Annotated in this window: 9 protein-coding genes; 6 read left to right on the forward strand and 3 right to left on the reverse strand. The window is 39.0% G+C overall.

Annotation, left to right across the window (positions count from 1 at the left end; translation table 11 throughout):
- The first annotated feature begins 1,278 nt into the window (after nt 1-1,278).
- Complete coding sequence (locus G4Y78_RS01060; RefSeq protein ID WP_163830853.1) at nt 1,279-1,569, forward strand: MarR family transcriptional regulator; 291 nt, start codon at nt 1,279-1,281, stop codon at nt 1,567-1,569.
- A gap of 157 nt (nt 1,570-1,726) precedes the next feature.
- Here G4Y78_RS01060 and G4Y78_RS01065 read toward each other — a convergent pair whose 3' ends face one another.
- On the reverse strand, nt 1,727-2,716 hold the full coding sequence (locus G4Y78_RS01065; RefSeq protein ID WP_163830854.1) for an RsmB/NOP family class I SAM-dependent RNA methyltransferase: 990 nt from the start codon (nt 2,714-2,716) through the stop codon (nt 1,727-1,729).
- An 80-nt stretch (nt 2,717-2,796) separates the two neighbouring features.
- Between G4Y78_RS01065 and G4Y78_RS01070 the strand changes: the two genes are divergently transcribed.
- From G4Y78_RS01070 to G4Y78_RS31590, 3 genes are all read left to right on the forward strand, one after another.
- The gene (locus tag G4Y78_RS01070) at nt 2,797-4,620 is read left to right on the forward strand and encodes a sensor histidine kinase (RefSeq protein WP_163830856.1); all 1,824 of its coding nucleotides are present in this window, start codon (nt 2,797-2,799) and stop codon (nt 4,618-4,620) included.
- Nucleotides 4,621-4,684: 64 nt separating this feature from the next.
- Nucleotides 4,685-5,437 carry a substrate-binding periplasmic protein gene (locus G4Y78_RS01075; RefSeq protein ID WP_163830857.1) on the forward strand — a complete coding sequence of 251 codons (753 nt, stop codon included), beginning with the start codon at nt 4,685-4,687 and terminating at the stop codon, nt 5,435-5,437.
- A gap of 176 nt (nt 5,438-5,613) precedes the next feature.
- Nucleotides 5,614-5,697 (forward strand): DUF6939 family protein, encoded by an 84-nt coding sequence (locus G4Y78_RS31590; protein WP_408022088.1) that lies wholly within the window; start codon nt 5,614-5,616, stop codon nt 5,695-5,697.
- Between the two features lie 170 nt (nt 5,698-5,867).
- Here G4Y78_RS31590 and G4Y78_RS01080 read toward each other — a convergent pair whose 3' ends face one another.
- Both G4Y78_RS01080 and G4Y78_RS01085 read right to left on the reverse strand, forming a co-directional pair.
- A complete protein-coding gene (locus G4Y78_RS01080) occupies nt 5,868-6,221 on the reverse strand; it encodes a hypothetical protein (protein ID WP_163830858.1) in 354 nt (117 codons plus the stop codon).
- On the reverse strand, nt 6,214-10,251 hold the full coding sequence (locus G4Y78_RS01085) for an RHS repeat-associated core domain-containing protein (protein ID WP_163830859.1): 4,038 nt from the start codon (nt 10,249-10,251) through the stop codon (nt 6,214-6,216). The genes G4Y78_RS01080 and G4Y78_RS01085 overlap by 8 nt, the downstream gene beginning before the upstream one ends.
- A gap of 161 nt (nt 10,252-10,412) precedes the next feature.
- Here G4Y78_RS01085 and G4Y78_RS01090 point away from each other — a divergent pair, with 161 nt between their 5' ends.
- Together G4Y78_RS01090 and G4Y78_RS01095 are read left to right on the forward strand one after the other, a co-directional pair.
- On the forward strand, nt 10,413-11,789 hold the full coding sequence (locus G4Y78_RS01090) for a sigma-54-dependent transcriptional regulator (protein WP_163830861.1): 1,377 nt from the start codon (nt 10,413-10,415) through the stop codon (nt 11,787-11,789).
- Nucleotides 11,790-12,329: 540 nt separating this feature from the next.
- Complete coding sequence (locus tag G4Y78_RS01095; RefSeq protein WP_222937617.1) at nt 12,330-12,833, forward strand: hypothetical protein; 504 nt, start codon at nt 12,330-12,332, stop codon at nt 12,831-12,833.
- The last annotated feature ends 234 nt before the right edge of the window (nt 12,834-13,067 follow it).

A 13,067-nucleotide genomic window follows, 5' to 3' on the forward strand; every position in this document is an offset into this window, starting at 1 on the left:
CAATCAGCATCAAATAATTAGATGCCAACTGACAGAAAAACAATAAAAGTAAAACGGCGCGGCGGCTCCAGCAGGATTTGATCACCTGTATAGGTAGGCTAGCCCTAACCAAGGTCGAACATGTTATATAATACTAATAAGCAATACAGATCAAAAACTACGTTTACGTTTATGTTTTGGTCTCAACTTTATGAGATAGCGAGCCCTAAATTATTACACAAGATTTTTTACTGTATGTTTGTACAGATGTTTGCTTCCATTATAAACCCCCATTATCTATGAAGATTGTTTTAGGCTAGTAAGCTGTGAGTAGGTATTACTGGTTGCGACTTTGCTGTTATTGGTTAGTAGTGGTACTTATGAGTTGAGATTACTATATGGGATTAAAGAAAAGCGGGCTATTAAAACTTGAGCAAGTACCAATACTGCTTATTAAGAATTATAAGTCGTATTTATTTTGCTTGTATTCTTAGCTCTATTGCATATGGTCAATCCTAAAGGAAAAAGTAATTTTGGGTTAGTTATGTAAAAGCATAAAGATGGCTCGGTAAATAATAAAATAATACATGTTATAGCTAATTGATAGATAAGCTGATAATGGTTAATAGCATTTCAACATTATTTGAAAGACGGTATTGATCGATATAAAAATAAATAATGGTAACCTATAAGCCAGTATCAACCTATCTACTGTTTATTAAGAAGACAGTCTGCGCCTGTTTGTAAAAAATCAATACTGCAAATGCGTTAAGAATGTGATGTTTTCTAGCTTTCTACGAAAGGCTAACAGTTTATTTGCAATTTTAAACATACTACATGTATTGAATCGGCTATAATATTATTTGCCAGTTTTATTGGCATGGAGAAAGTATGTCGTGAGGAAGCATCTTGTGAGAAAACTGGAACGTATCATGAGTGTGCCTGTATAAAGGACGAATTGTGGGGAGGCAGGCATTTGGCTATAGATTGCGTTGGGATATAGAAAAGCAATTTAGGTAAGAGGGATATACCTATCTAAGGATATGAAAGGATAAGGCAACATTTGGTAAGGACAAGTGAATAGGATAGCAAGAGCAAAATAAGGATAAAAGCTTGTTATAGCCAATGGTTAATGAATAGCCGGCAAAGTTATTACAGCGTAAATTGGTTAATACCTTAATTACGCATAGTTCGGTGTATTAGCTAAAAGTTGAGTTGAGCGGATACTACTCATGATGTACAGGCAAGGGATAGACCACTACTCTAAAAAACTATTAAAGGGCCAAGACTAGTAATACCATGAATACGAAAAAGCTTGTGAACTTATCAAATCAATATCCCCGCCTAACTGTGCGGACGCTGGCAACCCTGATGGCAATTGGTGAAAATGAAGGCTGTTCAGTTTCTGAGTTGTCTCAATTTATGGGTGTAAATGAAAAAAATGTCGCCACGACTATACGTCGTTTGGAGGAGGGTAGAGCTGGAAATCCAGGTGACAAGTTAATCAAGGTCAAACAATACCCTGATGATAAGCGGTTTAAGCTGATTTATCTAACGGCTAAAGCACGTAGAATTCTGCAAAAACTGTAGCTTGAATAGTTAGAATCTTTGATATCAACTGAAATATTCGGCTAGGCTGCCGGGGGAAATCCCCCGGAAAAGCCAAGCTTTTGGTCAGCACTTTAATCCTTGGATTGGCCGATGTTATATAATAATTAAAACAGTATTGGCTAGAATCAATGCAGTTTTACTTAAAGCTGGTTAGTTTTTTAATTTTACAGAGATAAAAACCGTCCATAATATCATTTGGAAGAATCCGAATGCTATTTATAACATCTGGATGCAAGGATTTTTTATTCCATTCTATTAATCCAGGTTGGACGATATCACTATCCATTTGATGTTGTATATTGTTAACAGGTAGCTGAATCGGTTCTACTCTGATTGCTGGACCAAATTTCTTAAGCGCATGATTGACAATTAATTCGTTCTCTTCTGGTGAAAAAGAGCAAGTGCTGTAGACCATAATCCCTTCAGGCTTCAAGCTATATAATGCTGAAAGTAATAGTTTTTTTTGTTTTTTGGCCACTTCCTTAACCTTTTTAATACTCCAGTGATTCCATGATCTAGGATCAAGTTGACTAAAGCGAGATTCGCTAGAGCAAGGAGCATCAAGTAATACCCGGTCAAACCGTTCAGGGCATTTTCCACCGACAGTGCGACCGTCTGTCAGGTAAGTTTTGACTAGAGAAGCACCCTGTTGTTCTAGGTTAGTTTTAAGCTTGAAGAACCGGTTTTTAACAGGCTCAACTGCAGAAAGCGCTCCTTGGTTACTCATCATGCAAGCCATTTGCAGTGTTTTACCACCAGGGGCTGCAGCTAAGTCTAAAACTGTTTCACCTGGCTGGGGGGCCAACACAATTGGCACTAACATGCTGGATAAACTTTGGATATATATTTCTCCTTGGTAAAAAGCATCAGACTCAGTTAAGGCACGGCGCTGTTCATCAGGAATGGTAAAAGCCTGATCAAACCAGGAAACAGGTTGTAGACTAAAGCCCTCTGCCATTAGTTGCTGTTTTATGTTTTCGGCGTTGCCCTTAAGGCTATTCAGCCGAAAACTAGTGGGCTTTATTTGTTGAAAACTTGCCAGTACAGATGCTAACTGTGTTTCAGGAATAATCTGGCCGAGGCGGTTAACAAACTCGTCAGGTAGTGGCGGAAAAGGCTCACTCATGGTAATAACTCTAAATGGGACCTGTTAACATTAGGGTATCATTGTTGTGGTAGTAAGAGCATTAATCAAGGGCGCCTCGAGTGGTTTATAGCAAATCTGACTTACGCCGTACAATTTTTAGGATTTTACCTGCTAGGCTCATTATTACGCTATTGGTTGGCGGCTTGTTAGTTGTCATAGTATATCAACTGGTTGTTCACCAACAATTACAACAGTTGGCAGCTGTAGGGAAAAACCGGTTAGTGTTGTATAACAGCAGTATTGATGGGGCTTTATCAAGATATAGGCACTTACCTTATTTGGTTACTCAGGTGAGCCAAGTTAAGCAGCTGTTGAAATACCCGACGAGTAAATCTTTGCAACAATGGGTCAATGGTTACCTCTATCGGATAGGAGAAGCTGCAAATGCTGCTGCAGTTTTTATTCTAAATGCTGACGGCTATACAATTGCTGCTAGTAATGCAAAGACTGAGTCGAGTTTTATAGGTAACTATTATGGTTTTAGGCCATACTTTAAAGCTGCACAACAAAATTTACCCGGCCAATTTTTTGCTATTGGAGTAACCACTGGTGAGCCAGGTTATTTTTACTCTTTTCCTGTGCTGTCGTCGCAAGCTGAGTTAATCGGTGTTGCTGTAGTAAAGGTAGATTTAGAGCCATTACAAGCCATATGGCGTCAAGCAGAGGAATCGGTAATGGTGTTAGACCAGTATGGTATCGTGGTATTGGCCTCGAACTCTAATTGGAAATACCGCAGTTTTAAGCCTTTAAGCAACAAGGTTAAGCAGGAAATTGAAGAGGCTCAATTATTTAGTAATGAGCAAATACAGTCATTAGCTATTTCAATAGTCAATGAAACTAAACAGGGTAAAAGAGTAAAAATAGCAACCAGTCCAGGTGATTACTTGTTACAGTCAATGCAATTACCGGATTTAAGCTGGTCATTAGTATTTCTTTCAAGTACTACCTCGGCAAAACAATATAGTCGGCTAATTGCCGGTTTGGTGGGTTTGTTTGGGCTATTTGCTTTGTTAATAGGGTTTTTAATCAGACAACGACGTTTGGCAAAACAGTTTATGCAAAAAGCACAGGAAGAACATCTGGCCAGACAGCAAGCAATTTTGCAGGAGGCAAACGCAAAATTGGAAGAGCGAGTATTAGAGCGTACTGAAAAATTGGAAGTTGCTCAGGCAGAACTGGTGCAAAAGAAAAAGCTTGCAGCATTAGGTGAAATGTCAGCTGCTATAGCCCATGAATTCAACCAACCATTGACCGCTATTCGTACGTATTTATCAAGCTGTCATTTATTGCTTAAACATCAACGAACAATAGAACTGGCAGATAATTTATTGCAAATAGAACAATTGACGGGACGGATGACCAATATTTCCAAACAACTAAAAACGTTTGCTTATAGTCAGCCTTCTGCTTTAACTAAAATTGATTTGGTTGAATTAGTGAACAATGTGATGAATATTTTTAAACAACAGTCTGGATCAGAAAAAATTAAACTAGAAATCATGCCAGAAATGCAGCAACTAATTGTAATGGGAGATAAAACCCGACTAGAGCAGGTTGTTAGTAATTTAATTAGCAACGCTTTAGGTGCTGTAAAAGAAAAACCTAACCCATATATTCAAATAAAATTAAATAAACAAGCTGGGAAAGCTATATGTCAAGTAATGGATAATGGCCCTGGTATAGATAGTGATATTATCGAACATATTTTCGATCCATTTTTTACTACTAAAGAAGTTGGGGTAGGGCTAGGACTGGGTTTGTCAATTGCCTATAGTTTTATCAGAGACCTAGGTGGATCACTAGTTGCAATTAATAACTCTGAAGGTGGGGCATGTTTTACAGTGAGCTTGCCTTGTGATGGGTATACAAGGAGTCTCAGTTGAGTTGCTGATATAAAAGTTCTATTATATCTTGCTATATATGGACGTATTTTAGGATGGAAATATTATGATTGTGAAAAAATTTTTTGTTTTTTTAAATTTGATTATTGTTATTACACTTTCTTACTCTGCATGGAGTAAAGAACTTGTTGTTGCTACTAGTGAGTTTTCACCTTGGAAGATTGTTGAAAAAGGAGAATTAAAAGGGATTGATGGTGAGCTTATTAAAGAGTTGGCACATCGTTTAGACTTAAAAGTGAAATATACTGAATGTCCATTTAAGCGTTGCCTTGCCTTAATGGAGAGTGGCCTAGTCGATATTATGACTGGACTGTTAAAGAGACCTGATAGGGAAGTTTATATTCAATATTTAGAGCCGTATTACGTTAATAAGAAAACATCCAAAATATTCTATTTACTTAAAGGTAGGGGACATTTAGTTAAAAAGTATGATGATATTTATCCATTAACTGTCGGTGTTAAAAGAGGTGTGAGGTATTTTAAAAGGTTTGATGAAGATGCTAAAATTAAAAAAAATCCCGTCACCGATGTAATACAAAATCTACGTAAGTTAGAGGCTGGTAGAATAGATGCCATTGTGAATACAGAATCACAAGGTGATTATTTAATCCATAAAAATGGATTTCAGGGTAAATTTGAAAAGGCATTATTTCGACCAACGCCTGATGTCCCTTTCTATTTTGGTATTTCAAAAAAATCAGAGCATATGAAACAGTTTAAACTGTTTCAAAATACGTTACATAAAATTATAAAGGAAGGCCAGCTTGAGGAATTAATGAAGAAATATATGGGAGAGTAAAAAGGGTATTGTGTTTTATCCTATATTTATATTTTTTAAAAGTATGGGTTAGTACTATGGTGTATTTTATAAGTGAAATTTATTGTATATTAAGCCTGCTTTGATATTAAATGAAGACTTCTTATGAATAAGTTAACTAAAGTTTATATCTCTAGTAAGAGAAAAAACTGTAAAATATAGAAAAGGAATTCCCTGGTTATCAGATTATTGATGTGACCTCAAAAGCAGAAATGCCGTGGGTAAAATTTAGTCCTTTTTAGTCTCATGCATCACTAATTAAGAAATATTTGGAAAATAATAAACTTGGGTAATACTCTTTCAATATATATTTCGGAGGACATTCCTTCTCCCCTGGTGGGAGAAGGTTAGGATGAGGGGGAGGTTACCAACTTATCACCTAAAGGTAGTAGACTTGAAGCCAACAAGACAGTTACAGCCATCTACTTGCTGCTGTTCCAGAAATTATATCATTATATTCTTTATCGTTGATTATTTTTTTGTCATATAACTCATCTAGAATCATTTCTAATATCTCTAAATCTTCTGCACATCCAGTATTTAGCTGTAAGATTTCTATTGCCTGATCAAATTCACTTTCAAAATTATGAATATTGACTTTTTTTGAAAGGTACATTGAATGCCTTTCAAGAATAAAGTCCAGCACTTTGTATTTTGCATTTTTATTCCTAAAAAACTGCTCATTCTCATCATCTGACAAATAAACTGTACTCTCAGCAACTTCTTTTTTTAGAGACTTTAAAATATTAGATATATTGCTAGTCATCAAGAACCTCATAAGCGTTTGAAGGAATACTACCTTCAATTAATACTTCTTTGTCTTTTCGGGCATAGGCTTTTCCAGGTAAATTTAATTCTTTCCCTGTGGAAGGATCAATACCTTTAGATACATCATGTACTTTCTCTTTTGGTATTTTTTGTGTATCAACCTTTATGATCACACTCTTTTTATGTTTTCCTCTTCTAGGATTTGCTCTTCCATAAAAAGTAGCAGCTTTTTTACTACCCATAGAGTTGTATTGAGTTTTTAATGAGCCATTGTCAATGTGCTCTTGAATAGAATAGTTTGCATCTAAGTCTTTTGGCTGAATAGGTTGGTTTCTTAATGCTTGGGGTTCCTGATCCTTAGTTAAAGCTCTATATTTAAACCTATTACAATCTTCTGGCTTACTACTCAATCCCAACGGATCAACCCAACTTACCGGATTAGGTGCATATTGATAAACATTATCACCACCTAATAACCCAATCGGGTCTTGATTAATAAACCGTCCTAACCCTGGGTCATAATACCGGTGCCGGTTGTAATGCAGGCCAGTTTCTTCATCAAAGTACTGTCCCTGGAACCGCAGGTTGTTTTGGATATGTTCCACTTGTTTTCTAACAACATTGCCATAAGCCCGGTATTGAACGGACCAGACGATGTTGCCTCTGGCGTCGCTGATTTCCTGTGGAGTGCCTAAGTGGTCCAGGTGATAAAAATAAACCTGGTTATCCTGCACTAACGCAAGTGGTCGAAAAGACTCTGGTTCATATAGGTAGGTTTTATGGATATTTTGCCTGGTTTCTGATAGCAGGACATCCCCATTCCAGAGGAATGCGGTTTCGCCAAAATTATCTTTTTTACTGACTCTTCGCCCGAGTGCGTCGTATGTAAACTCAGAGGTTTGGCTGGCGCTTTCAACTTTAATGAGTTGGTTTGCGTGATTGTAAGTGTAGCGAGTGACCAGTTTGCCGTTCTTACCGCGTTTTTCGGCCGCTAAATTACCGCGACTGTCGTAAGCAAAATGGCGGTCCCCTTGGAATAACAGCCGGTTACCTTGTGATTGACCATTGAGGTAATCTGTTTGCGCTAAAATAGTACCTGCAGGGTCATGGGCAAAACTTTCTTTAATAATGCCATTAACTACGGTTAGCCGATCTAGAGCATCATATTGAAACTGGGTTTCGCCTTTTTTCAAGTCTTTGATTAAGGCTAAATTACCTGCACTATCATAGCCATATTCCCGCTGGATGATTAACTGCCGTGTTTCTCGGCTACCCACTCGGTGGCGGGTAAGCCTTCCCATTATGTCGTATTCAAACTGGCTTTCTACTACCCCTTGAATACGGTTGATTTCCCGCCCTTGGTTATCACGCCTTACTTGCGTGATTAACTGGTCGTTTAAGGCTACATCAGTAAATAAACCATCAGGCTTGTAACGGTAATGAATACTTTGACCATCAGGCAGGGTGGTGTTAATTCGGTTGCCTAATGGGTCATAACGGTGGCTGATGGTTTGGTTATCCTGACTTTCTTGGGTAAGTAAGCCAAGAGCATTATATGCCAAGCTAAGTTGGCGATGAGGGTTATTGGCTTCAATTAAGTGCCCAGCAGCATCGTATTTAAAGGTGCTGACTTCACCATCACTGATGTGCTTTTCAAGCAGTAGTCCCAGTTTATTACGTTTAAATTCGGTAATGGGAATACTGGGTTGTTCGGGGTTTGTTGGGCTTGCTGCTTCCCTTGGATTTGCATCGGTTGTTGGGATTTTCGGCCCATCAATATGTCTGATTAATTGACCGGATTTGTTGTACTCATAGTGTTGTTCTCGGCCATCAAAACCCACCTCCTTAATCAGGTTCTCATTGAGGTCATAAACTAATTGATAGGTTTCGCCATTTTCGTTTTTTAGGCCCGTTAAATTACGTTCGGTATCGTAAAAGTATTCAAACACTTGGCCAGCAGGGTCAATGCGTTTTTTAACCTGAGCTAGCCCCTCATATTCATACTTTGTGGTGCGACCGACTTCATCAGTAAAAGCGGTCAGCTGCCCTGCGGGGTTATAAACCAGTTTAATCTGTTTGCCATTGGGTAGTTGCGCCGCAATTGGCTGGCCTAAGGCATCATATTGATAATAAGTTTGGGCCCCTTGACTGTCTTGGCTGGCAACTACCTGACCTAGTTCGTCATAATGGTATTGGGTGATTTGACCTTCTGCATCGGTTTGGCTAATTAACTGGGCTTGTTCGTTCCACTGTAGTTGCCGTACATGCCCCATAGCATCGGTAATTTGTACGGGTAAGCCCAAGGGATTGTAGTCAATTTGGGTTGGGTTAGCATCTGGGTCAAGGGTTTTAACTAACAGCCCTCGCGCGTCGTATTGACGGCTCCAACGGTTACCTAATGGGTCAGTTAATGTAGTCGGCCGACCTTCGTCATCGTATTCAATCGCGTGGCTATTACCTTCCGGGTCGGTGACTTTTATCAATAAACCATCAGGACTATATTCATAAAGCGTGGTATTACCTGTCGGATCAACTGTGCTGACGACATTACCGGCATCATCATATTGGTGTTCAGTCACCCCTCCTAGAGGATCTGTTTCACTGATAATCTGGCCATTGTCGTTATAGCGATACTCAGTGGTGGCGTCACGACTATCGGTAGAAGTGCTGCGGTTTTCATCTGGGAACCAGGTAAATTGATAATCATAAATGCCATTGTCCCCCCAGTTGCGTAAACACTTGCCTTGTGGCGTGTATTGATCCCATTCGAAATAAAAGCTAAAGCCACTTTTTAAGGTACGTTGGGTGATAACATGATTGTTATAAGCGTACTTTTCCCCATGGCCTAAGGCATCCAATACCGCAACTAAATCCCCATGACTGTCGTATTGGTATTGCACGACAGGTTGGGTATCTGGTGGGGTGTCGGCATCTGGCCCTCGGGTAATGGCCGTAATCCGGCCTTGTGGGTCATGATAAAACCAAACGGCCTGCCCCCAGCTGCTGGTCAATTTAGTGCGCTGTTCCGCATTACCATGACTGATATGAATGGTGTTATCACAGTCATCTCTCAGTCCAATTAATTGTCCCTGTTTGTTTGCAGCATCGCCGGTAAGTCGGAAGATTTTTTCTGGGCCTTGCTGGGGTTTAATCGAAATTAAATCATTACCTAAATCAAAAACCCGTAGTTTTTCAGTTTGGTTATAACTTTGGCCATTAGCTGGCGGTAATGGTAAGGGAATTGAGCGACCTTCCTGATTGAAATAAAACAGTTGGCTACCTGCTTGTTGAAGCTTTTCACCTAACGGGGTGGTCCAACCTGTGCCTAACTCGGCAGCTTTATTATTACTGGTACGGTAGGTGCGGCTCCAAACAAAACTCAGTGGCCCACTTAACACAAAATCCGTTTGCTCAAGCAGCTCTTCGCCTGCCACCATACTAATCGGACAACCACTGGTGCAGGTTTTATCATTACTGGGAACTTTTTGGCCATTACCGTTTTCACCCGAGGCTTTATTGGTTTTTACTTCCGGTTTTTGTTTGGCGGCCGCCGCTTTTTGTTGTTTAGATTGCTTCGCATTAAAATCGCAGGATTCACATTTGCCTTTTTTTTGTTTTTTGAATTGGTTTTTGACTTTACTTGTTGCGTCGGTTACCGCCTCACCAACTTTAGCAGCCCCTTTGCTTGAGGTTCTCGCAGCTTTTTCCATTTTTTTAAGCTGAGCAATCCTTGCTTTAGCTTTGGCTATTTTGTCAGCAATTTTTTTAACGCGAAGTGCTGTGCGGGCTGCTTTTGCTGGTTTAGCAACTGCATCACCTACATAGGGAATGACGGAGACTAATGATAAGGCGCCACCTAGAAAATCTCCGCGAGCAAAACTCATCCCAGCACCAATCAAGTCAGAAGCTGGGGTAGGATCAACCATACCTGCCACATCAACAGCAGTGACAGCTAATTCAGCCATCTTTTCTTTTTCTAAGTTAGCCAGCTCTTTTTGTGCATTGGCTAGAGCTTGATTTACATTCATTCGCTAAACGTCCTGTACAACAGAAGGCTTTTCATGACACCCGAATAGTCTGGCAAACACTACACTATTATGGTGAAAGTCACCATTCATCTTGGATCGTAGGTTGTCACAAGCATAAATTTTGTTAATCTCTTCTAATGAGTCGAAAAGAGCCTATTGTTATGAATACTACACCCAAGGTGTTATTGGTTGATGATGAAGAGCAAGTACTGAAGGCAAATAGACAGTGGTTGGAGTTAAGTGGCTTTTCTGTAATTTGCTGTAATACTGCCAAAGCAGCAATTAATGAACTTCAGCAAGGGTTTATTGGAATTGTTATTAGTGATGTAAAAATGCCTGGCATGGATGGTTTTGCTTTATTGGAACAGGCTAAAACAATTAATGCCGACTTACCCATCATTTTAATTACAGGACATGGAGATGTCAGTATGGCTGTAGAGGCATTACATAAAGGCGCTTATGACTTTATTGAAAAGCCATTTGATCCTGACCGTTTAAAGGAGCGAATCCAAAGGGCTCAAGAACAACTCCAGTTAAAAATAAAAAACCAACAATTGCGTCAACAATTAGCCGAGCAGAGTGGTATATCTGCCAAGTTAATTGGTGAAAGTAAAGCTATACAGCAGGTTCATGATGAAATTCTAGCGCTTGCAAATCTTGATACGCCAGTACTGATTTATGGTGAAACAGGTTGTGGTAAAGAGCTAGTGGCGCAATGTTTACATGAGTATAGTCAGCGTGCTAATAAGCCATTTGTTGCTTTAAACTGTGGCGCTATTCCAGAGGCTTTATTTGAAAGTGAGTTGTTTGGGCATGAGGCAGGGGCTTTTAGCGGTGCGCAAAAACTACGCAAAGGTAAATTGGAGCATGCAGATGGAGGCGTAGTTTTTCTCGATGAAATTGAAAGCATGCCATTGCATCTACAAGTTAAATTGCTGCGAGCATTACAGTCAGGGGAAATAGAACGGCTTGGCTCAAACCGATTGATAAATTTGGATATTCGGGTGATTAGCGCTACGAAAATCAACTTGAAAGATGCAGGGGATTTTCGTCAGGATTTATATTATCGATTAAATGTATCTGAAATATTTTTGCCGCCATTAAGAGAACGAACAGTGGACATTTCGCTGTTATTTACCTATTTTGCACAACTAGCTGCAGAGCAGTATCAACAGCCAGTAAGAGTATTAGCGCCAAGTGATGCAGATGTTCTTACTCATTATGCATGGCCAGGTAATATTCGAGAATTAAAAAATGTTGCCACTCGCTTTATATTAACTAAGGAAAAAGCAGTAGTTGATTTAATTCATTCACCCAGTGAAAAAGAGTTGGTGACAGAGCCCGAAAGAGTATCAACTGGGCTGCTATCACTTAGTCTGCAGCTTAACCAATATGAACGGCAACTGATACATAATGCACTTATACAACATAAAGGTAATATAAGTCAGGTAATGATTGAACTCGATTTGCCAAGACGAACATTAAATCAAAAAATGCAAAAATACGGATTAAATCGTCTTGATTATTTGAATAAATAGACGAATACAAAAAAATACTGAGAAGTATTGTTTAAACTAAACTGTCACTGATACTATACAGTGATGTTTTGTTATCACTAGCTTAGATCAAGTGGGCGAATGCCCCAGGGCCTGCGTGACCTCATCACCGTTTCCGCCGTTCACCGAATGTAAACAAATGGTGCCGTAATGTTGGACCTAAGGGCAAATATGGTAGCCACATCCTATGCAATACTGGGTGGGGCTACTGTCAGCGCAAGGACAATAACGTCCTGATATCAATATTATACCTATGCATTGAAGAGAAGGAAGTCCTGGAGCTGTATTTGTATGAGGTTTAGGCTTTAATTCGACAGGGTGGATTTCAAAGAGCTGGTCTAACCTTATATAATTAGGATTGAATTCCTGTTATTGACAATTAAATCTATTATGCTATTAACTCTTATCGGACTATTTTTCTGCTGGCTAATTTACCGAGAGTTCAAAAGCCCTAAGTCTTTCGATCATTTTTCTCTAATTTATACCTGTGTATTATGCTTATTTGCATTAGCTTCATTTTGGATGCCATTTAAACACTGGCGATTTGAGCAGTACTTGTCAGAAAAAGCATCTGTCCTTTCTTTTCCTCGTCCAGCCTATGTACATTGTAATAGTCCCTTGGATGCAATTTTCGATAACTCTGTTAGAAGAGCTGGACACGCAAACCCAATGACTGGAGAAATAGTTTTTCAATATCCTTGGTGCTATGACTTAATGGATTATCTCGATAGCCCAGGTAGCGCTACAGAAAAAGAACTCTTTAGCATGCATATGTTTACTCATGAGTCTATGCATGTGCGCGGAGAACTTAATGAGCAAAAAACCGACTGTCAAGCTATTCAAAGAGATTACATAGCAGGCAAGTTGTTAGGGGTGCCAGACCATGTTGCCAAAAGAAATGCACTGATTTATTATGAAAAGTATTATGTAAAGCACCCTTATTTCAGTAAACAATGCGCGCCTGAAAAAAATCTTGATGAAAAATTAAATGATTCTACATGGTCTGAGCTTTATCAAAAGAAGTAAATGCAGCTTGCAATCTGTTACATCTATATTTGTCTAGATATTAGTCAGATCTTTATTTAAATGCTTTTATATTGAAAACTATTAATAAACATTACCTTGATGCTAATTTCCTCAGTAATTGTAGCTATTTAAAAGTTGCTATTAAGACCTGGTATTTTGATTGAAACTGACTTTCAGGTCTAACGCTCTCTATGGTGTATAAAATTCAACCGAAATGCATTTAAGCCTACTGAG

The organism is Spartinivicinus ruber, assembly GCF_011009015.1.
Classification (GTDB): Bacteria; Pseudomonadota; Gammaproteobacteria; order Pseudomonadales; family Zooshikellaceae; genus Spartinivicinus; species Spartinivicinus ruber.